General features: G+C 28.6%; 22 protein-coding genes. 20 read left to right on the top strand and 2 right to left on the bottom strand.

Annotated elements, in window-relative coordinates:
- Positions 1-12 precede the first annotated feature (12 nt).
- The 16 genes from HNR33_RS11480 to HNR33_RS11405 all read left to right on the top strand — a co-directional run bounded on the left by HNR33_RS11480 (position 13) and on the right by HNR33_RS11405 (position 16151).
- A complete protein-coding gene (locus HNR33_RS11480) occupies positions 13-1653 on the top strand; it encodes a hypothetical protein (RefSeq protein ID WP_429083417.1) in 1641 nt (546 codons plus the stop codon).
- 213 nt (positions 1654-1866) lie between these two features.
- Positions 1867-2784 carry a hypothetical protein gene (locus HNR33_RS11475; RefSeq protein WP_429083415.1) on the top strand — a complete coding sequence of 306 codons (918 nt, stop codon included), beginning with the start codon at positions 1867-1869 and terminating at the stop codon, positions 2782-2784.
- Between the two features lie 13 nt (positions 2785-2797).
- Positions 2798-3070 carry a hypothetical protein gene (locus HNR33_RS11470; protein ID WP_429083414.1) on the top strand — a complete coding sequence of 91 codons (273 nt, stop codon included), beginning with the start codon at positions 2798-2800 and terminating at the stop codon, positions 3068-3070.
- 57 nt (positions 3071-3127) lie between these two features.
- Positions 3128-3406, top strand: a complete 279-nt coding sequence (locus HNR33_RS11465; RefSeq protein WP_429083412.1) for a hypothetical protein — start codon at positions 3128-3130, stop codon at positions 3404-3406.
- Between the two features lie 151 nt (positions 3407-3557).
- Positions 3558-4097, top strand: a complete 540-nt coding sequence (locus tag HNR33_RS11460; protein ID WP_429083410.1) for a hypothetical protein — start codon at positions 3558-3560, stop codon at positions 4095-4097.
- A gap of 176 nt (positions 4098-4273) precedes the next feature.
- Positions 4274-4591, top strand: coding sequence for a hypothetical protein (locus HNR33_RS11455; RefSeq protein WP_429083408.1), 318 nt, complete (start codon positions 4274-4276; stop codon positions 4589-4591).
- Between the two features lie 61 nt (positions 4592-4652).
- Positions 4653-4811 carry a hypothetical protein gene (locus tag HNR33_RS11450; RefSeq protein ID WP_429083407.1) on the top strand — a complete coding sequence of 53 codons (159 nt, stop codon included), beginning with the start codon at positions 4653-4655 and terminating at the stop codon, positions 4809-4811.
- Between the two features lie 35 nt (positions 4812-4846).
- Positions 4847-5338, top strand: coding sequence for a hypothetical protein (locus HNR33_RS11445; protein WP_429083405.1), 492 nt, complete (start codon positions 4847-4849; stop codon positions 5336-5338).
- Between the two features lie 43 nt (positions 5339-5381).
- On the top strand, positions 5382-5690 hold the full coding sequence (locus HNR33_RS11440) for a hypothetical protein (protein WP_429083404.1): 309 nt from the start codon (positions 5382-5384) through the stop codon (positions 5688-5690).
- A 15-nt stretch (positions 5691-5705) separates the two neighbouring features.
- A complete protein-coding gene (locus tag HNR33_RS11435) occupies positions 5706-6080 on the top strand; it encodes a hypothetical protein (protein WP_429083403.1) in 375 nt (124 codons plus the stop codon).
- A 69-nt stretch (positions 6081-6149) separates the two neighbouring features.
- A complete protein-coding gene (locus HNR33_RS11430; RefSeq protein WP_429083401.1) occupies positions 6150-6668 on the top strand; it encodes a hypothetical protein in 519 nt (172 codons plus the stop codon).
- A gap of 149 nt (positions 6669-6817) precedes the next feature.
- Positions 6818-9772 carry a hypothetical protein gene (locus HNR33_RS11425; protein ID WP_429083400.1) on the top strand — a complete coding sequence of 985 codons (2955 nt, stop codon included), beginning with the start codon at positions 6818-6820 and terminating at the stop codon, positions 9770-9772.
- 382 nt (positions 9773-10154) lie between these two features.
- Positions 10155-11042 (top strand): ArdC family protein, encoded by an 888-nt coding sequence (locus HNR33_RS11420; protein WP_429083398.1) that lies wholly within the window; start codon positions 10155-10157, stop codon positions 11040-11042.
- Positions 11043-11186: 144 nt separating this feature from the next.
- Positions 11187-12062, top strand: coding sequence for a copper amine oxidase N-terminal domain-containing protein (locus tag HNR33_RS11415; RefSeq protein WP_429083396.1), 876 nt, complete (start codon positions 11187-11189; stop codon positions 12060-12062).
- A 90-nt stretch (positions 12063-12152) separates the two neighbouring features.
- Positions 12153-15668, top strand: coding sequence for a hypothetical protein (locus HNR33_RS11410; protein WP_429083394.1), 3516 nt, complete (start codon positions 12153-12155; stop codon positions 15666-15668).
- A 180-nt stretch (positions 15669-15848) separates the two neighbouring features.
- A complete protein-coding gene (locus HNR33_RS11405) occupies positions 15849-16151 on the top strand; it encodes a hypothetical protein (RefSeq protein ID WP_429083392.1) in 303 nt (100 codons plus the stop codon).
- A 45-nt stretch (positions 16152-16196) separates the two neighbouring features.
- Here HNR33_RS11405 and HNR33_RS11400 read toward each other — a convergent pair whose 3' ends face one another.
- Together HNR33_RS11400 and HNR33_RS11395 are read right to left on the bottom strand one after the other, a co-directional pair.
- Positions 16197-16706: a hypothetical protein gene (locus HNR33_RS11400; RefSeq protein WP_429083390.1), complete on the bottom strand. Its 510-nt coding sequence runs from the start codon at positions 16704-16706 to the stop codon at positions 16197-16199.
- 136 nt (positions 16707-16842) lie between these two features.
- Complete coding sequence (locus tag HNR33_RS11395) at positions 16843-17571, bottom strand: hypothetical protein (protein WP_429083388.1); 729 nt, start codon at positions 17569-17571, stop codon at positions 16843-16845.
- Between the two features lie 1112 nt (positions 17572-18683).
- Between HNR33_RS11395 and HNR33_RS11390 the strand changes: the two genes are divergently transcribed.
- The 4 genes from HNR33_RS11390 (at position 18684) to HNR33_RS11375 (ending at position 21499) form a co-directional block, all read left to right on the top strand.
- Entirely contained in the window at positions 18684-18842 is a 159-nt protein-coding gene (locus HNR33_RS11390; protein ID WP_429083386.1) for a hypothetical protein, read from the top strand.
- A 1333-nt stretch (positions 18843-20175) separates the two neighbouring features.
- Positions 20176-20400, top strand: coding sequence for a hypothetical protein (locus HNR33_RS11385; protein ID WP_429083384.1), 225 nt, complete (start codon positions 20176-20178; stop codon positions 20398-20400).
- Positions 20401-20445: 45 nt separating this feature from the next.
- Complete coding sequence (locus HNR33_RS11380) at positions 20446-21198, top strand: ParA family protein (RefSeq protein ID WP_429083382.1); 753 nt, start codon at positions 20446-20448, stop codon at positions 21196-21198.
- On the top strand, positions 21191-21499 hold the full coding sequence (locus tag HNR33_RS11375) for a hypothetical protein (RefSeq protein ID WP_429083380.1): 309 nt from the start codon (positions 21191-21193) through the stop codon (positions 21497-21499). The genes HNR33_RS11380 and HNR33_RS11375 overlap by 8 nt, the downstream gene beginning before the upstream one ends.
- Positions 21500-21564 lie beyond the last annotated feature (65 nt).

Raw genomic sequence — 21564 nt, 5'->3', positions numbered from 1 at the left:
GAGGTGAAGCAGATGAATGATTATAAAGCAATAAAAGAGAATATTGAAGCATTAGAAAATAAAGAAGAATTTCAATCAAATATATGGGGAAAAAGCATTTTTAATATAACTGTAAGTGATAAAAATGTTTTTGATCTTACAGAAAATGATGAGCTTGTTTTAAAGATTATATATCATTTAGAAAATGTATTTGTAGAGCATTTAAAGCTTATTCTAAAACCAATTTTTACTGATTATGGCTTTAGAAGAATGACTAAGCGGTTAGAGGATGAAAAATGGATCTGGTCTAAGAATCTTAATCTAGGAAGGGTATATGCTTTAAATGAAAAGGCTGTTAAGTTAATTAAGCCCCATGATGCAATTCAAAAGAAGATTAATATTAGTGAAGCTAGTGTGTATCTTAACTATGTTAAAGGAGCAATTATAGCTAATAAAATTGAAAGCCTAGCTTTTCAGAAAGTCAGTAATTCATTTAAAAAAGAAAGTGCTCAGTTTAAGGAATTATATATCTATTATCAATACATAAAAAATATCGTTTATAAAGGTTTTTTAAAAAAGTCAGATGAGGAAAAAATAAATGAATTAAAATATGTTGGATATTCAAAAGAAGAAATAGAACAGTTCATAAATGGTAGTAAGCTTAAAAAGTTAAATGCGAATGAAATTAAGAAATTCCAGAAGAAGTATAAAAATAAATATAACGAAGTCTCAAAAACAAAGATGTATAAAGCTTTTCACAAAAGGTTTATTGGAGCAGATCCAGTTGAAGGAATGTATTTTTTTAAAGATTACCGTTCAAATTTATTTGCTAAGACTAATAATATTGATCTACTTAAGTTCTTTATGAAATCCAAGAATAACTATTTAAAGCATAGTAATAAGAAAGTTAGAAATGAAGTGCTTGCTTTATTAACATCAACAAGTAAGATTGCAAAACCATTTACTTACAGCAAAGATAGTGATGTAATACTCTTTAATGGAGAAAGTCTTAAATCCTATTTAGAGCTTGAAGAAGAATTGTCTTTTTATAGGAAAAGACTAGAAAGAGTTATGGGCTTTGAAAGAAGATATGCTAAGGATATAGTTGAACTTAAAAAAAGAGAGAATGATGAAGCTTTATTAGATAATAAAAATAAGAAATATAGGGCTGTCGAAAAATACCTAAATGAGATTAATGATAAGATAGCAAAGCTTGAAGAATATGTTTCTATAAATTTAAATGATAAAGAAGATGATCAAGCTTTAGTAAGACCAATGACTTTTGACATACTAAAAGATAATGGCATTTTTAGTGATAATTTAAGAAAAGTAGGTAATCAAGCAATTGTTGAACTTGGTATCGTTGATAATCTAAAGTATGGATTAGAAACCTCGGTTTTATTTAAAAGAATCTTCATGGCAAAACAATTTTTTCTTTTATTAGGAGAAGATGTCAAGATAAATTATAAGATCTATACATTTACAAAGTCCAGATATGATTATATAGAAAGTAGAATACCTTTGTTAGAAGATAAATTCAAGGGATTTACTTCAAAGGAATTTGGACAAGAAATAGATAATCTAGAGATCGTCAATTTAGAAAGAGAAAAAGTCTTAGAACATTGGCAATTCTACAATAAGATAAAAAAAGAAATTGAAGAAATTGCAAAGTAAAACAGCTCTAAACTCAAATGTTTAAAGCTGTTTTTTTAATACTAAGAATAGGGAGTAATAATTGATTATATGTATTTCTCTGAAAAAAATTCACTATAGATTATTATCAGATCAATTGATTTTGTAAAGAGGTAGGGTGGTGCATAAGATTAGTAATAAGCAAGATTATTATAAAGTTATTATTAGAACATCAAGAGAAAGGAGGATTATTCTATGGAAACTAAAAAAGAAAATTTTATTTTATTTAAGAAAGGGAACGATATTTTAGATTTGACTCAAGTCAGAAAAGAAAATACAAAGTATTTCTACATAATCCCTGAAATGAACTTTCCCACATCAAAGAAAATAGCCAAAGATAATATTGATAATTACAGGATAGTTGATTTAACGGGAAAACAAGAGTTAAGTTATTACATTGATCTTCTTTATGGAGATGTAGAAACAGTTATTAAAAGACTAGAGGAAATATTTATAAGCTATCAGTCTTTAGGTTTAGAATCTGAAAGGAGTGCTTTTTATCAATCATTAAACTTAGATTTATTAAGAAAAGCAATCGTGGTTGTAAAGAAATTAAGAGGAGACAGTGCATCATTAACAGATCTATTTGCATTATTGATTAGAAAAGACAGCAGGAAAATGATAAATGATTTTTCTAGGTTGCCAGCTAATCAAAGTGAAGTGATAGAGCTTGATTATATTAAAGATTACTTATTAAATGATTATTTCATGGACAAGTCTAAGACCTTTTATAATACTACATCATTAAGGCTATTTATTAATTATTTAGTTCAAACAATTAAAGCAAATGGTAAGAGATATACTTTATTTGACAAGTTGTTTGATGTAGATGTATTTACTTTTCCATTAAATATTAGAGAAGAAACTAGATTTTTATATCTAAATATTGTTGAGGAAATTATCAGTGAATATTTGACTACATTTGATTATGATAAGGTCGAAATCATTTCAATAGAAAATAGTGATTACAGTTTCAGCAGACTAAATAAAATTAGTTCTTTTCTTAATATGAATTCTAGATATTTTAGAGATTATTATAAAAAAGAAGATAAGGAAGTATTTATAGATTTTAGCAATACTGAAAATAGAATAATAGGATTTCCAATAATTTAGGGGGTGATTTAGGGTGAAGTATTATGTTGTGATTTATAGAAATATTCCAGAGGCATTAATTACTGATGACAAATCAGTAGCACAGGGAGCTAAGGGGCTATGGTCAGAGATTAAGGAATGTAGTAATTATTTTGAAGCAGAGAATATAAAGAGAGAACATATTAAAGAAGTTAAAAGTAGTAATTTCAACAATATTTCATATAAAAAGTGGTTAAAAGCCAAAAGAAATGAAGGGATTGAAATAACAGAAGAAGATTTAAATCTTCCTTATAATAGATTAGATTAATTATAACATTTTTATAATGTTCACAATAAAACAATATAGAGAGGAGAGTAGATTATTATGAATAAAGTTAAATATAGGTCTTGTGATAAGTATTTTGTTGTTTGTTATTATTCCGTGAGAGAGCCTAAAATATATGAAGAACTAGAGAAAGCATTAAAAGAAGTAGAAGATAAAGAGTATCCATTGCTTAGAGGTTATCAAACCCTTAGAGAAGCAAGTAAATTTAAAGAGAAGTATTGGGGCGACTGGAAGAAGGGAGATGTAATTTGTTACTGTTTATTACCAGATGAGCTAGAAAGAATATTAGCAAAATATAAAATTTCTCCATCAAAATAATTATAAAACAAAAATTTATGCTTAATATATAATAAGAAAAATAAAAATGGTCGGATTTGAGAGTTCTTATTGAAGAATTCATAAGGGTAGAGAGTTCATAGGTGCTCTCTACTTTTTTTATCAAAATCTTAAAAATGTGAGGTGATATTTAATGAAACGAATAGTCATTATAATCTTAGTTTTTATTTTTCTCTCTATTACTGTAACGGTAACATATGCTGATCTAATTACTGTTGATGATTTTCTTAGAGATTACAAAGATGAATATTATGAAATACGAATATTTACTTCAGTAGAAGAGTTTGAAAAGACTATAGTAACAAAAGAAGATATGGAAAGGTATAAGAATTTATCTTTTCATGAGCTTCCACGAAAATATGTTATTAATAATATTGATACACTTGATGAGTTAAATAAGAAGTATATAACTTTACCAATCGTTAAAATAATATGGATTGAAAATAAAGTATCTAATAAATTGTATGAAGTAATTTATTTTCTACAAAGAATATCAGAACCAGTGGGAATTATAGTTTTTATAATAGGAGCTTTCTTGATGTTAATAGGAACTCTTAATAAGAGATATTTTATCAAGGGGTTATGGGCTACTTCAACAGCTTGTTTATTTACAGGAATTATTATATATAGTGAAATTATCTTAGACGTATTCTGTAGTTGGCTTGTTAGTTAATATTTCTATAATGTCATCAAGAGAACATTAAAGGCACTTAATGCAGGTGTCTTTTTTCATTGTCTGAAATGCTTAAAATCTTGTTTAAAATGTATTTATACATAAAAAAGGTGATGCATACAATGTTAATATAAGGTTAATAAAAAAACATTATAGATTGAAAGGAGTTGTAATTTATGAAAAATGAAAAATTAGTTTATAAGACTGATATTGAAATTAGCAAACAAGGAATTAATATTCTATTTAAAGATATTGCTCTTTATTATGGAGAATCAAATGATTTAGAAGAAGCAGTTAACTTTGGTTTACACGAAGAGGAAAATAATGATTTCAAAGGTTATTACATAAAAAGTAAAAATATTAGAAATGGCCAAATTAAAGGTTTATATGAAAAAAGAAATATTGATACATATGATTTATCGGTTTTTGAATATGATATTCTATTTAAAATCGAAAGTCTAGCTATTGAATTAGGACTTATTAAGGAAGATTAACATTCTCTTCCTACTGACATTTATTAAATAAAAAAATGTATGAAAAGGAGTTGAGGTAAATATGGGTTATTATAAAAGAAAAAATAATAAGATTGATAAAGATAAGGTTTTATCATCTTTAATAAAAGAAGATATATATGAGTATTGTAATAGAAATGTAGGAGAACAAGTAGCAAATGCTTTAAAAGGGATTATTAATGATAAAGTAATAAATTTTTAGATACGGTAGGACATAGAAAAGATAAGAGATCTAACTTGGAATACGGAAAAGAGTTAGCAAGAGATAGTGTTTTGAGAAAATGGTTAGTAAATGATTCAGGATTAGAAGAATTGAATAATTGTATTGAAGCAGGATGTGATGCCATAGAGACTTTTAGAATAGATAATAAAATAGATAATACACCAGATCTATATGATCCTGAAACTGATACATATTATGAAGTAGTTAGTGTATATACAGATTTCTTAGAGGAAAAGGGATATATTCATTTTAGAGATAGGAAGCTTCTGCACTTAATAGAGTTACGAAAAACAAAAGAAGTTAAGATTGTTATTGTGGATATTACCAATAAGAATTATAGAATTATTGATGTTACAGATATTTATAAAACTACAAAGGTATTTGAAGATTTAGGATTCAGATATTTATTCTTTATTCCTCAGTTTGGTGATAAAGATGGCCATAGATTGTATTTAGACTATACAAAGTTTAAAAACATATATTTAAAAAACAAATTATACATATAGTATAATGTTCAAATCAAAACAATAAAGAAAGGAGAGATTTATAATGGACAAGAATAAATTAGAAAGACTTCAAGAATTAATTGACAAGGGTTATAAGAGAATTGATTCTAATTACAAATTAACAAGGGGAACAAGAGAGTTAATAACAAATGCTATAACTGAAAATAAAACAAAGAATAGATATGAATTATGTAAGGTTATTGCTGATGAGTTAGAAGGAAGGTATAAAGGAAAGTGTCTTGATTATCAATTAGAGAGAATGAATTTAGAAACTACTGGTGATATTCTAAGGGCAATCGACACATATATGTTTAAGCATTATAAAAAGAGTATTAAAGATAAAATTGAATAATGGAGGTGAGGTGATATGAAAAGGAGTATATTAGTGATACTTATTATTTTACTTGGAATTATGTTAGTTACTACAGAAGTCTTTGCTCATAATGAAGTAACATTTGAAATTAAAAACGGACAATTTGGAATAAAGAATTTAAAAGAAGATAGCAGAGAGGTTACAAATGGGTTCTTTGAAAGGTATAGAGGGTTTATTGTAGGTGTTACTGGATTAGGAGCTTTAACTATGATAGTAATGTTTATAATTAACTTCATTAGATTAGGTGTTAGTGCTGGTAATCCTCAGACTAGAACACAGGCAATAAAAGCTTTGTTTTGGACAGGCATATCAGCAACAGGTTTAGGAGGAATTACTATTTGGGCAGGTTTCTTCTATAATGCAATTTAGAGTTGATGGATAAACACAGAAATATTATAATGTTAATATAAACACAATATAAACAAGGAGGTGGAATACATGGATAAAATAACTTATGAGTATAAAACAATACTTAATATAGAAAAAATGATACATTTGACATATCTTATCATTTCTTTAACATTGCTATTAACAATTAAACCTGGAGCTCATACTTTGTTATTTTATTTGAATTTACTGTATTTTGGATATTTGTTTATAATTGAGAAATTCTTTTCTCTTAGTATTTTATATAAAAGTTCATACAATAGGTTTATAGGGGAAGCAGAGAGTAGAAAAAAAGATATTAATCTATGTGCTATTTTAAAAGATGAAAGGATTATAGAAGGACTAATCGTTATTAATGGAATTGTTCAATTGATTTTTACAGTTTTTCTATCAACTATAAAACCTATCATTGATAAGATATTTAATACAAGTATTCTACAAATTGATAATTTAATACAACAAGATAAATTGCTGTTTGTCTTTATGATTTTTATAGTAACTTGTATAGTATTCATTGTTCTAAATTCAGTTTTGAAAAGACGATTATATATTCTTGAAAAGGAAATTTAAAGCCCACTCTTATTTTAGTATGAAGAGGGCTTTTTTAGTAGAACAGCTAAAATCTCTGAAATGCAATTTAAAATTATGTATCAATATAGTGATGCATATCATAATAAAAAGTTCCAATAAAAACAATAAAATGAAAGGAGGGCATATTAATGAAGAGAACATTAAGTATATTTATTTTGACCATTATATTGTTGAATATTTTTATTGTTCCAGTCTTAGCGATTGGTGGTGAGAAGCATGAACATATTATGATACGGTCTTTATTAGATTTAGATAATAAGATCGTTCAAATTACTACCGATTCCAATGGAGCAAAAGATAATAAAGATCACTTAGAAGCAGTTTTTGGAAACTTTAAAGACTTTAGGGTGGGAGATAATTTAAAGCCTATTACTTTTGATGAAAAAAGATCGGATCATGTAGGAGTAGAATTAGAATGGAATCAGTTATTACCAGAGGAATACTTTGTTAGTGTTAGAAGCTTAGGAAATGGACAATATGAAAGAGTATTTTCTTCGGGTGATATTGATAAAGATAGATTTCCTTATATTGATAAAAGAAGTCTTGGAAACAATAAGGATGATAGAAAATTAGAAAATAAAGTTTATAATCATACTTCAAATGGAGATTTTAGATTTTTAGAATATCCATTTAGAACTTATAAAGAAAATGGAAGTTTAAATAGTGTTAGCAGTGGTGAAAGGGATAAGGCAGAAGAGGTAGCAACAAGACTGCAACACGGGGTAAGTAATCTAGTCAATTTTATATATGATGACAGAAGACCTGAAGATAAATACGAATTTGTTTATTTATTACAGAGGTTTATTCAAAATGTAGATGTTTCAGGAGGCAGTTTTGAATTTAATGGAGAACAACTAAATTTTAAAATTGGTAATCCAAATGGAAGTAACTATGATCAAAAGAAAGACAATGAAGCTAATAAAAACAAAACAAGTTATTTTTATGATATAAAAAATGATATGATTCAAATTTTTATGTGGAGAGGAAATAAACCTTTTAATGAGTTGAGATATGATGAATATAAGGTTACTGATTATGCTATTCCAAAAGGGTATCATTTTTTTAATGGTAAAGAACCTGAAATTGAAACTATGTATAATTATGATGAAGATAGTAAATTTTTCACATTACATCAGCAAATTTTAATAGCTTTAACTCAATATAAGACCAAATTGCAGACTGTAAGTAATACTACATTGATTGAACCTGATAAAGGAATAGTAGGAGATATTGAAAAATTTTTCGCAGGGGCAATAAATTTTATAACAAATTTAATGACAAGAGATTGGGATAATTTACTTTCACTAGGATATGTAGGATCGTCACTAAAATCATATGTATATATGTATTTACCAATTATGATAGCAATACATGTAATTATTACAACTAATAGGTTGGGAGTAGAGAAGGTAAAACAAGCATTGGCATTTTTGATTAAATCAGAAAAGCCAGATAACAAAATAACATATTGGGGAACTCTTGAAAATTCAGCAGTATCAACAGTGATTGTAATTTCTTCAATTCCATTATTATATGGGATGATGTTTTTATTAAAAGAGAATGGAAGTTGGCTTTTAGCATTAGCTCCATTAGGAAAGAATAGTTTAACAAGTGATAAATTGGATATGGCTATTGGAGGGCTTATGGTGACAATAGTTCATTTTATTATATATATCAATGCAATGGTGCATGTTATATTAGCACATATCAGATGTTTTCTTTCTCCTTTTTTAGTAGATAAAGACGTTTTTGTTAATCGAACACCACTAGGATTACCATTGTTATTATTCTGGGATATAGCCTTTACACCACTTTCTTTAATCACTCTAGGAGTAGCTTCTAATTTTGCTAATAGCTTAAATGTAAATCCTTTTGACCGTATAATTGTTACATTCATATTAATTCTTTCTGTAACTGGAATTTTGACTACAATAACAGGAATAGATATTTGGAACGTAACAAAAGCCATTGGAACATTAGGCAAAGGAGTAGCTTTAGCAGGGGCCACAGCAAAAGGAGCAGGTGGAGCTATGGAAAGATCAGGACAAAAAGGTCTAAGCAACAGAACTTCAAGTGGGGTAGCTACAAGTGGCAATAGTTCTTCAGCACAAGAGAATAGCAATTCAAGAGAAACAAGAACAGCAGATAGATCAGCAATGGCTACACAAATATCACAAAACTCTTCTAAGTTATCAGATAAAGTTTCAGATGTTTCAGAAAGAATATCAAATGACTTTAAGGAAGCATATGAATCAAGAGGAGGAGCTAGTGAGAGTATAGGAAATAAAGTATTAGCAGGAACAAGAATGGCAGGTAGAGGAGCACTTAATACAGCTAAATTTGCTTCTAGAAATTTAGGAAGAGCTACTAGAGGATTGGGTGGAGGCTTAGAAGCAGTAGGAGGTTTAGCTAGTTTAGATGCAGGATCATTTGCTAGAGGAGCTAAAACTTCTCTGGATGCTGGTTTCGATACATATGATAGTGCTAAAGGAACTGTATTAGATGGAGCTGATTATGCTAAGGGAGCAATAGCAGAAGGAGAATATAATAGAGATTTAGAAAGAAGACATGGAATTGATAATATCTCAAGTTCAACAGTTCCAAATAGATTTATAAGTTATGAGAGAGATATGAATCATCTATACAACAAAGGTGTAACATCTATCGCTAATAATAAAGGACAAATTGAAATGGGTTATGATTATTTTAAAGCTCCTGAATCTATGCAAAAGCAGTTAGATAAAATTAAAGAATATGATAAATCAGAAAAGAAAAGAGAATTACTTCATGAGATGGGTATAAACCAAGTCAAATATGATTACAAAACAGATAAAGTAAATGGTTTAACCTTAAAAGCTAAAATAGCACTACCAAACATGAATTTAAATCAACTGAGATTTGACTCTATGAATAACAGAGTTATAGAAGGTAAGAGTCAAGAAATGTGGAATAAAAATCCTAAAACCTTCTATGTTCCTAATGTAGATAGATATGAAAGACAAAGAATGGAGCAACAAGCAAATAAGACAGAACAAGTAAGTCCTAATGAAATATTAAATAAAAAAGCAAGTTTTAATAATTAGACTAGCCTAAAATGGTTAGTCTTTTTTTATAGTTCTGTTGAGAACACTATCATTCCTTGAATACTCCTTTCTTCAGTGTTAGCAAGAGGGAGTAGGTAGTATTCATCGTCAAGTTAAAAACTTCTTTAAAAACTGAAGTGAGGTTTTAAAACTCAAGAAGTCTTCATTGAAAGTTATGTTAAAAATTGTGTTTAAAAAGTTATTATATGAACATTAAGAGCTTATAATATAAAAATGTCAAAAAAGGAGCTTTAAAAGCAAATTAAGAGGTTGGAATTTTAAAAAGGTATAAACTTAAAAGTTGTTGGAGTTTATATGGTTTAAGATTCTAATCTTTTGTTGTTTTTGAGTTCCTTTTATTTATTATAGGGAGGAATTTAAGATGGCAAAGAATAAAGTTTATCAAATTGTTCAAGAAAGGTTTATTAAATTAATTGAGGAAGCGATTAATGGTGATGATAAGAAATTGCCTTGGGAAAAACCTTGGGTAGGAAGACCAAAAGTAAATTATGTTACAAGAAGACCATATAGAGGAATGAATTTATTCTTACTTCCAGAAGATGAGAATGAATTTATTACATTTACTCAATTAAGTAATCTAAGAGAAAAAGATCCAAGCATAAAACTAAAAAAAGGATGTAAAAAACATATGGTATTTTATTGGAACATAGTTGAAAAAGAAAATGAGGATGAAGAAACTGAAACTATTCCTATTCTTCGCTATTATACTGTCTATAGCATAAATGATGTAGAGGGCTTAGAAAGCAAGTTTCCTACTTTTAATCATGAAGATAGTATAGAAGAAGCTAACAAATTAATAGAGGAGTATATTAACAATAGTAGAATTAGTTTTAAAGAGGTAGATGGAAGTGATAGAGCTTTTTATTCACCAAGTAGGGATTACATTCAAGTTCCAGCTAAATCACAATTTAAAGATTTAGAAGAGTTTTTTTCTACATCATTTCATGAAATAGCACATTCAACAGGTCATCCTTCAAGACTTAACAGATTTAAAGAAAGTGAAAGTAGCATCTTTGGATCTGAAAATTATAGCAAAGAAGAGTTGACTGCAGAGATGACTTCGGCTATGATTCTAGGTGTGCTAGGGATAGAAAATAGAAAAGTAGAAAAGAATAGTGTAGCCTATCTTTATGGATGGATGAAGGCTATTAAGGAAGATATTAATCTAATTATAAGTGCATGTTCAAAAGCACAAAAGGCAAGTGATTTTATTTTAAGCAATATTGAAGAACAAGAAGAAGTTGCTTAAATAGGGAGGAGAAAAATAATTTCATATGATACATCTCCTAAACTTGCTTAAGATATGCCTTTTGAATATCATATGCACTTATGCATAGAATCTAAGGACAAACAATATAGACAATAAAAATAAAAAATTATGGAGGTGTTTGATATGAAAAAAATGTTATTCAGTTTAATTTTAGTAAGTGTATTTATGTTATTGTTTTCTGTAAATGCTTTTGCACAAGAAGTTCCTGAAAATGATGTTAGGGCTTTCTATAATAACGAAGAAATAATTCTCCCAGAAGACTATGGGAAAATTCTAATTGATAATCAGAGTAGGACTATTATTCCCTTGAGAGGTATTTCAGAGGCATTAGGATTAAAGGTAGATTGGGATCAAGATACATGGACAGCAACTATTGATGATAAAGTAAAAGTAACCATAGGAGATAACAAAGTAGTAACTCCTGAAGGAATAGTCAAAATGGACACAAAGGCAGTTTTAATAGAGGGTAGAACCTATGTGCCTTTAAGATTTATTTTAGAATCATTAGACGGGTTTGAAATAGACTATAATTTTACATCAGGATTTCACAGAATAGATATTTTTTCATCAGTTGAATCTGAGTTTGAGGAAGAAGATAACAAAGCGAATGTAGAAGTTAATTTTAAGGAAAACTCAAAAGCTAAAGATTTCGAAGAAAAATACGGAGAAGATAAGGTAGACATTACTAAAGGACATATTACAGCAGACAAACAAGGATATAAAGGTAAGTTTGCTTCACTTCAATTATTTCATTATCCACTTGAAAATGTTTATTCTTTAACAGTAGATAACCTGCAAGGTGAAAACAGAGAGATGTTTAAAGATATGTTATGGGTAATTGATATACCTTTTGAACTTTCAGAATTCTTAATTAAAGACTGGGATCAGAAAGGAAAACTATTCGAAGCAAATAGGTGGAATACTTATAATGATGAAATTCAATATAGAGTGGAAGAAAGACAAATTGGAGCAGAATATTTCTTTAGGGTAAAAAAGTAAGCAGTCATAAAAACATGACTGCTTATTTTTTTCTAAGTTATGCATAAAATGTTTATATATGAACAATAAAAATAGAAAGGAGGAAAACAAATGAAAAAGTTCAAGTTAATATTTTGTTTTATTATATTAGTTAGTTTAACGATGAGTATGGACAAAGTATATGCTGATAGAGGAGGAGAAAGATTAAGATCAGACTCGCATATTCTGTTACCTTCAGGTCAAGTAATGCCACATTGGTATGAGCATACAGATCAAGAGGATGGAGTATATAAAAGATGGTATCTTTATGATACGGCCTTAAAAGAAGTGTTAGAATTTCAAATTAGTGAAACGAAAATTTATGGACAGACAGGTCAATTAAGTTATTTTACTACACCAACTGATAATCCAAAGAATTTAGCACCACTAAAAGATCCTAATAATTTTGATGATACATTTGACAACACATCTAATCGAAATAACAGTATAGGTTATTCTTATATATCTAGATGGGGTAAGAGATACCCTACTGTATACCCAAATATACCTATAATACCAAATTATTTGGTTGGTTTAGATAATTACAACTTCAAAGATGGGTCTCATGATGTTTATACATATATACCAGACCCACAACCAGACCCAGATAAAATGTTTTTTACACATCCAAGTGGTATTCAAGGAAATGTGAGACAAACGATGACATGGGATGGAATTTCAACTTCGTTTATTCATATGACTGTTGACCATATATCTGATGAAGTTAATGGATATCAGACTAGGAAGACGTTAATAAAAGAACCGTGGAAAAAATACCCGTATAGAGTTTCTGAAGGATTCTTTAACAAAGAATTCAGAGAAAATGGTGAGGTAGTAACCGAAGAATATACACAATGGTATCAAATATTTGCTTATTATAACAAAGGCTTAGAAGAGAGTATTAAATATCAATGTAGTTTAAATGGATTACAGCCCACATTAGAAAATCAAGTTAAGATGTTTTTTAAATACTTCTCGATTGATTATCCACCAACAATTGATGCCTATGGACATGCTAGAGAACTTCACACAAGTGGTGGGAGTGTTTGGTCGGCTAGTGTTCAAGCACCTAAAATACTTCCAGTTAGAAATTTGCGAGTAGCTTCTGAAGAATTCCCTTTAGGAGATTATAAAGGAATTGAAGTATATAGAAATGGAGTTAAGTTAAATCCAGAAACGGATATTTTAAAAGTAGGAGATAAGCTTGAAATTAAATACTATGTAGGTTTAGAGACATCGATGGAAGAAGAAGTAACATTTAATAAGTCAATTAAAACGAACATTGGTTATTTACTAAACGACAATACAGACTATAGCTATGCTGATTATTTCAAACCTCTAGTTAGTAGTAAAAATTATCCTAATACTCCTTTAAAACCTGTTTCTAACGGATATTTAGTTATAGGAGATAATATTAGACTAGATTACCCTGAGAATGTAGCAACATACGAAGAAGGAATAGTAGTTCCAGAGCACACAGGAGCAGGAGAAGGTGTTAATAAGATAACTATTTATGGTGTTCTACCTTATCAAAATGATTTTTATACAAGTGATAATATAGATGAAACTGATAATCAAAAAAGGGATGATGATATTAGCACAATTACATTTGAAGTTGAAGCTAAGAATTTAAACGATCTAGAGGTTAGCAGTATTGAGCTGAGAAATCTTAACGGAAGTAAAGTAGATGAAGTAATTAAAGGACAAGATTATAAGTTAGTCTTTACATATAAAAATATAGGACAAGAAGAAACAAATATACCTATCAATTTTGGTATTTATACTAATACATTAAAAGGTCAGTATTTCAATATAAAAAGAGATGGAATTATAGGTAATACAGTTAATAGTGTTCTCAACAGAACATTATTAAAAGGACAAGAAGCAGAGTTTATAGAAGATATCCATATTCCAGTAAATACTTTAGATAAAACGTTCGAGCTTACAGCATTTATTCCAAAGAATTATGATACTTCAAAAGATAATATTTATATTGAAGCAGATGATATTAAAAAATTAGAATTACCTATTAAAGGTATTACAGAAATTCCTGAGAATTTAGCTATTAAGGATATTAGGTTAATTAATACATATTCTAGAGAAATTTATGATAAGAAAAATCCTGATGGAAGTTATTGGTTCGAGTTAAATAAAAGTTATGAAATAGAAGTTATTGTTGAGAAGACACATGGAGTAACAGCTATTGATTATCCTAAACTTGAATTAGAGATTAGAGATAGTCAAGATGCTATACAGCAGTTTAATTTGACAGGAGATAAAAGGCTTCAAAAAGTTGGAGATACTACAACATTTAGACTGAGGGGATATAGAATAAATAACAGCTCTAACATTATAGATGTTTTTGCTAAAATTCCTGATGCATATACAGCACAGGGGCTTGACGATAATCCAGCAGACAATACGATGTTTAAGCAGTGGAGATCCAGCATTGATATTATGGTCACACAATTCGAATTAAATCCACGTAGAATTAAAATTGGATCTGAAGAAGAGCTTCCTACTATAAATATTGGATTTAATGCTACCGTCTCAATTAATACAACAGAAGATATAGATTATTTAGATGATATATTAGCAGTTGTTCAAGACAATTCTAATAGAATCGTGTATCAAGAAAGAGATATAGTTTTTACCAATAATAAGACAATCATTAATTATACTGGAGAAATAGAAAATTATAGAGTTAAGGACGGCAATAATCCGTTTAGACTAATTGCTAATTATGACAAGAATGTTTATGAGTGGAATGGAACAAGTAATCCTTATTCTAATAATGTAGCAACAGCCAATTTACTTGTAGAAAAAGATAGAGAGTATCCAGAGGAAATTCCATGTAGTGATTATAATTTACAAAATAACTGGTCTGTTACGTTTAGAATGTTTAAGAAGACTGGAACATTAGAATCTAAAACAGTATCTACAAAAGATGGTGGAACAAAAACAATCTACTATTGTGTAGATGTGGAAACAGAATCTTGGGAAGAAACAAGAAGCTATTATGAAAAGTTCCAAATCGAAGCAGTAATGTTTAGATCTCCTTCCACTATAGATAAATATGGTGGAGACGGATGGATTAACATTAAGGGTAATAGTAATGGTATCGTTAGAGCGGGACAATGGTATGAGTTCTATATTGTAACTTATTACAACACCAACAGGACAAGTGTTCCTTCTACATATAGACGGAATAAGTGCAACTACCAAACCAGGTCTCCAAATGCTCCTTCAATAGCGAATGTAGATAGAATTAGTTTAGCTATTAGTGGATATGGTAAAAAGGAAGTCTATATGCTAAACCAATATTCAACCAGTGGATCTTGGTATAATCAAAGAAAGTATTTTAGAGCACCATTAAAAACTGATGCTATGGGAGAAACGGTAACGAGAAGATACATTCCAACAACAGGTGAAAATGGAATTATTAACTTAAGAATAGTAACCGAGAAGTTTGATGGATATACTCACGATGAAGATTACAATGGACTACCCCTACAGGATTGTAGAAACGAAAAGATCTATGTAAAAAATCCTTTAAATGTGAGGTCTCAGAAAATCGGAGGTAATTAAAATGACAAAACCCTTGAAAAAAAGGGTTTTGTTATTTTTTTATACTTTTTTACGTAAGAGGTTGAAATTCAAATAAAAAAATGTCAATATGAATTAATAAGACTTTTAAAGATTTATTTAACTAGAAGATAAAAATATTTTAGGAATTATTAAATACAACTTACGAAAAGGAGATTGATTATGAATTCAAAATATAAAGTAAGAGCTAGTTTTAAGTTTGATTATTGGGAAAAGGGAGTAACAATGGAAAGCAAAAAAAGTATTTCTACTATTGAGGAAGCAGAAAAAGAAGTTTATCATTTTTTACATAACGTTATAGAAAAAATACTAAATAAAGATGGTATCGAAGTTGAGTATGATAAGATAATATACGTTCCAGACGATTATACAGCAACTTTTGAAAGTGGAGAAAGGTTATTTGGAAGATTGGAAGGCAAATTATGCAATGAAGAAGGGGAACTCTTTATTGATATTCTAGGCTAAAATATAAGGCTCATTGGGGACAGTAAAAAGCCCCAGTGGGCTTTTTTACTTATCAAGGTCTATAAATTTTAATTTAGAGTTAGTAGGAAAAACTTCATCATATACTACATCAATTCTAATATTAATTAAATCTTCAATTTCTTCATTATCAATAATATCTTTGAGGTTATATAAAACAAATGCTTTTAGGCTTTGAAAAAAGAAGTCATCAAAATCTTCTTCCTGTGTATTTACACAATTTACAGAACTAACATAAATATGTAGGAATTTATCTTTATCTTTCTGATAAAAATAGTCCATAAACAGTCTATAATAGAGTTTGTTAAAGATAAGCTTTTCAACTATCAATCTAGCTATTTCTTTCTCATTATCATTGGCTTTTAGGTGTTCGGGAGCATATAGAGCAAGATTTAATATGTCCTTTACATCAATCTTCTTACCTAATATTTCTGATATTCTACCGTCAAAATCCGACAATCTTATCATCCTTTCAATAAAGTAATTTGTTTCAGTGGGAGTTTTAACTCCACCACTGAAATAAAGAAGTCTTGCCAAAGACTTTTTTAACTTGACGAAAAGGCGACACCATCCTGCTGAAGCTGAGAAACAGGTCTTTGAGGAATGATGAAATGCTTTAACTTGAGCAAATACTATCTCCCTCTTTAGAGGGAGGGAGTATTTGTGTTAATGATTAGATTTCAAGTTCTTCTATATCTTCAAGGTGTTCTGGAAGTAGAAGAATTTCTTCTTCATTTCTTTGAGTTATATAATCTATAATATTGTCTTTATGTATTTTGGCAGTATAAAGTCTAGCATTGTCTTCACCAAATCTATTAGCAAAGAATAGAGCACTTTCTTCATCGATGCTCCAAGAAAAAGCATTATCAACTGTATTAGACTGAGAGCCTTCACCCCTATAAACAGTTAAGTAATCATCGCCATCAAAGTCTAACTCTTTAAGAAATTCTTTGTCATTTTGATATGAAAATACTTTCTTTATGAAATCACTATTCAGTTCAGCAAAACCGTATTCAGATCTCATATAGACTATTCTGAAACAAGGGAATTTAATATTGTCAGGGATTTTATTAAATAGATCTTCATAAGCCTTAAATAAGAATTGTTTATCAATCATAAAGAATAAGTCTTCAAATTCCTTTTTCTTGATTATATTATTGATTTTTTCTTTTTCAAAAAGAATTGATTCATAGATATTATACTGTTTTAAAGTATCTAAATCAGTAGCAGGTAATGGTAAGTAAACATAATCATTAAAATCTAAGTAGAAAAATTTAAAGTAATCCTTCTCGCTGTAATAAATATTATTTGTTTCTTCACCAAAATACTTTTTAAAATCTTCTAATGAATTTACTCCGATCTTTTTTAGTGCTTCATTGTTCATTTTAGTTATAGCAACCATACTAATTCCTCCTTCTTTTAGACCATTATATTTTATCATGAAGGTAAAAAGGGTTTCTATATAAATTTCTAAAATAAGTCGTGATAGAACTAATTCTAGTTATAATGTTACTATTAGGACAATATAATATAGTATATTAATAATAGTATGGTAAAAGTCATATTTTCACACCTTTCGTGAATGTTATACTGGAATATAATATTCGCTGACAAGTTTAAATTGACGATTAAGATTTATTGCATTGAAAAGGGATAAGCCATATATAAGAGAGCTGTTAATTTATTGTTTTCTTATGTAATGCTTATACTGAAATACAAAATAATAAACCACTTAGTTCGTTAGCCTAAGTGGTTAAAAACAATCACTTGTCTCTAAAAATTGAGGGTTTAATGATGTTTTTTCATAAAGCATGAAAATGCATGCTTTATGAACTTAAATATAGCAAGTAAAGCTATATTTATTAATATAAAACTTATAACTAGAGGTATCATGTCGATCCTACTTTCGTAAATTTATACGGCAATATAAATTTACAAACAAGTGTATATTAAAAAACATTGATTTGGCGATCAATGTTTTTTAATTGCAAGGTTCAGACGATATAGAACACTATTTTATAAAAATGTATTTATAAAGTTACTATTATAACAATATAATATATTATTAAAAACAAAATAGAAAATGTTCCAGTCGCTAATCAGTTTTGGAAGAACTGATTAGCCGATTGCCTTGTAAAGCAGATACAAGAACAATCACTTACTGAAACATTGTTATACTTAATAGTATGCAGTGGTAGGTGGATTATTCAATTAGATCGGATTATTCGACACTTATAAGTGTTTAATATATACAAGTGCTATCGGCTTAAAAGGCTGGTAGCACTTTTCTTATTATAAAAACTTTAAAATCCTATTATGAAGCAAAAAAAGTAATAGGTTCTATAAGGAGTGTAGGCTTCGATCTTTATAGAGCAAATTGAATAGAGAAAAACCTTACAATTAAAATAATTGGGGTTATACCTTTTAGAGTAGAGCCGAGCTGGTCGAATAATTTCTATAAAGATTTATTCTTTCAAAAAGTCTTTAACTTGACTACTCCCACTCGTGGGAGTTTTGAAGGATGAAATTAAAGAAGGTATATATCAGTTATTAACAGAGATTCTGATAATAAAAGAGAAGCTAGAAGAGGCTAAAAGCCAATATAAGTTTGAAAACCTTGATCGGGACAAATTTTTGATAAGTTTTATTGTCCTAGGTGAAACTGGTAATTAGGAAAATCCTAAGTTGCAGAGCTCAAAACAAAGAGGTGAGTAAAGACCGACTACGTTGATGTAAAAGTCAGCAGGTGTCACTAAGTATCTATATATGCAATCTACAACAAGATAGTAGAACCTGTTTAAAAAGGAAGTTTCCTCCTTTCTGAAATAGCACCTTCTTCGGCAGGTTTCTAGGGAGTGCCCCATAAGGAATAGCATAAATAGATCGGAATAGAAAATATTGATGCAATAGTTCAATATTTATCGTGTTCCAGGTGAGGACAGAGTGAGACTCGAAGATTTTCTTTTGGTTATTATCTTATTTATTGCTTCTAAAGTAAGATAATTTAGTCATAGAAAGCATTATAGCTTTTTTATGACCTTTAGAAAATAAGGGACTTAAGGTGAGATCTACCCTTTTTTAGAACAATGAAATTTAAAATATAAAATTTAAATATATTTTTTCTTCACATCAAACATTGTTTCATAATGAATTTAAAAACTCTTAAAGAGAAAGTTATTAAATAAGGAAAGTATTAATTCTCAATTATTTAAAGAACTCTTCTAAAAGAGAGCTATTTCTAGAAGAGTTTTAATGTTTGAATTATCATTGATTTAAACTTTCCAGAAGTTAAGATATTATAAATAATAATCAAATATTGAAGAGTTGGAAAGTTTTCCGATAACAGCAAATCAAATCTCAATATAAGTTATTATAATAAAAAATAAATTGCTTATGATTTGATTTGTCTGGGGTCTACCTAACGGGTCAGATCTGATAATGGCCAAAAAAGGAAGTCATTTATAAAATATATAGTAAAATATTTATTGAGTGAGAGCTTCCTTTTTTGGTTCTTAAGTAATCAATGAAACTCAAACTTTATCTCTTTCAGAGAATGACTTGATATACCATTAAAAAGTTAAGATAACAATTAAAAATATCTTTACAAACAAAATAGAGTATTCAGAAATATACCTTCTTGGTATGTTAAATAAACTCAACATAACTATATTAAATCAACAGTAGAAAATATAGTTAAAACAACTATTAAATAAACGGTTAAATAAATTAAATAATCAACAATGAAATAAAGATAAAAATAAACAATAGATTTAACAGTTAATTAAATTATTAAATAAACTATTTAAAATATTGATAATTCGACAGTAGAAAGAATTATTTTTTAAAGTGTTGAAAAAACGATATTTTCTATTAAAAAGTAGTTGATGAGTCAATATTGTTGTGATAACATGTTGCTAAGCTAGATGACCTTCTAAGTGTTGTAAACACTGAGGTGTAAGCCAAATAGAAAGAGGTGGTTAATATTAAAATTCTAGAAGTGTTTTATATGTTAGATGACAACTCTATGATCGGAGCTAATATCCAACTAGATAAAGATGAAGCACAATATTTAACTATAAACGATGAATCTGAAATGCTTGTAGATGAAGTTGAGTCAACTTTATTTAAGAAATGTGAAGTTATTTTAAATCAACTAGGCTATATGATAATTAATAGTTTTATTTATTATGATAAGGAAAGTAATATTTTAACTTTTGAAGTGAAAAAGTAGCTATTTAATAATGTTCACAAGAAAACATTAAAGGAGGGTTCTATTATGAAAAAAGTAGCTGTCTTCGGTAGAAAGGGAGGAATTGGCAAAAGCACCTTGAGTGTGAATCTAAGTCATGCTTTTAGTAAAATTGGATTTAAAACACTTTTAATTGATCTCGATTCGCAAAACGATTCAAGTCTTTTCTTAGGAATACATAAAGACCAATATAATAAAACATTTGATGATTTATTTGATATAAAAAATCCAACTAGACTAGAAGATGTCATTATTGAAGCCAGGGAAAACTTATATCTTATTCCCAATAATCAATTAGAGTATGTAGATTCGGAACTTCATAAATCAAGTAGAATTGACAAAATATTATCTCATAAATTAAAAGATTTAGAGCAAATGGACTTTGATATTGTTTTATTTGATAGTGCCCCCACCCGAAACAAGATTAACGATGCAGTTCTTTGTTATGTGGATAGTTTAATATTACCAGTCCAACTTCAGAGTGCATCCGTAAGATCGCTAGGAAATATTTATGATTATATCTCAGAAATGTATTTATCACCATCAATTATAAAGGCTGTCATTCCTAATATGTTTAATTCTATAACTAATGATAGTAAAGAAAATTTAGCTTTCTTGCATGAGTTCTTTTCAGAGCAGGACATTCTGACACCTGAGATACCTGTAAGAACTAAAATTTCAGAAGCTGGAAAGTTAGGAAAAACAGTTTTTGAATACGATCCAGAGGCTAGTGAAATCTTCTTGAAAGTTGTGGAAAGAGTGGTGAGCTTAATTGTCTAAGGAATTCGGAAACTTTGACCATATAAAAAAGCAAATGATAGAGCAGAAAAAAAGAGCCGAGGAGACAAAACCCACATTAGAAAAAGAAGCCCAAGATACTAAAGATAATCAGCAACCAGAAGAAGTATTTACAATTAGTATTACACCACCATCTGAGAAAGTAGAGAAGAAAGCAGTTAATTTTTATTTATCTAAATCATTAATTAAAAGAATTAAGAGAGGGGCTAAACAATATAACAAAAGAGACAGTATTTTTTTAGAAGAGGTAATGGATCAGGTATTACAGAGCATGGGGTTATAGCCTTTTTTATTTATAATATTAAATTCTGTTTTAATGGAATTATAATATTATCACAGGTGCTATCC

It is taken from the genome of Brassicibacter mesophilus (genome assembly GCF_050433385.1).
Classification (GTDB): Bacteria; Bacillota; Clostridia; order Tissierellales; family Proteiniboraceae; genus Brassicibacter; species Brassicibacter mesophilus.
This window is presented reverse-complemented; position numbering and strand designations above follow the sequence as displayed.

Bases quoted from the DNA above. Each gene is read 5' to 3' on its own strand.
- HNR33_RS11420 (WP_429083398.1), top strand. From the start codon at position 10,155: ATGGCAAAGAATAAAGTTTATCAAATTGTTCAAGAAAGGTTTATTAAA.
- HNR33_RS11380 (WP_429083382.1), top strand. From the start codon at position 20,446: ATGAAAAAAGTAGCTGTCTTCGGTAGAAAGGGAGGAATTGGCAAAAGC.
- HNR33_RS11450 (WP_429083407.1), top strand. From the start codon at position 4,653: ATGGGTTATTATAAAAGAAAAAATAATAAGATTGATAAAGATAAGGTT.
- HNR33_RS11395 (WP_429083388.1), bottom strand. From the start codon at position 17,571: ATGGTTGCTATAACTAAAATGAACAATGAAGCACTAAAAAAGATCGGA.
- HNR33_RS11415 (WP_429083396.1), top strand. From the start codon at position 11,187: ATGAAAAAAATGTTATTCAGTTTAATTTTAGTAAGTGTATTTATGTTA.
- HNR33_RS11475 (WP_429083415.1), top strand. From the start codon at position 1,867: ATGGAAACTAAAAAAGAAAATTTTATTTTATTTAAGAAAGGGAACGAT.
- HNR33_RS11480 (WP_429083417.1), top strand. From the start codon at position 13: ATGAATGATTATAAAGCAATAAAAGAGAATATTGAAGCATTAGAAAAT.
- HNR33_RS11430 (WP_429083401.1), top strand. From the start codon at position 6,150: ATGGATAAAATAACTTATGAGTATAAAACAATACTTAATATAGAAAAA.
- HNR33_RS11465 (WP_429083412.1), top strand. From the start codon at position 3,128: ATGAATAAAGTTAAATATAGGTCTTGTGATAAGTATTTTGTTGTTTGT.
- HNR33_RS11460 (WP_429083410.1), top strand. From the start codon at position 3,558: ATGAAACGAATAGTCATTATAATCTTAGTTTTTATTTTTCTCTCTATT.
- HNR33_RS11425 (WP_429083400.1), top strand. From the start codon at position 6,818: ATGAAGAGAACATTAAGTATATTTATTTTGACCATTATATTGTTGAAT.
- HNR33_RS11385 (WP_429083384.1), top strand. From the start codon at position 20,176: ATGTTAGATGACAACTCTATGATCGGAGCTAATATCCAACTAGATAAA.
- HNR33_RS11440 (WP_429083404.1), top strand. From the start codon at position 5,382: ATGGACAAGAATAAATTAGAAAGACTTCAAGAATTAATTGACAAGGGT.
- HNR33_RS11405 (WP_429083392.1), top strand. From the start codon at position 15,849: ATGAATTCAAAATATAAAGTAAGAGCTAGTTTTAAGTTTGATTATTGG.
- HNR33_RS11455 (WP_429083408.1), top strand. From the start codon at position 4,274: ATGAAAAATGAAAAATTAGTTTATAAGACTGATATTGAAATTAGCAAA.
- HNR33_RS11410 (WP_429083394.1), top strand. From the start codon at position 12,153: ATGAAAAAGTTCAAGTTAATATTTTGTTTTATTATATTAGTTAGTTTA.
- HNR33_RS11435 (WP_429083403.1), top strand. From the start codon at position 5,706: ATGAAAAGGAGTATATTAGTGATACTTATTATTTTACTTGGAATTATG.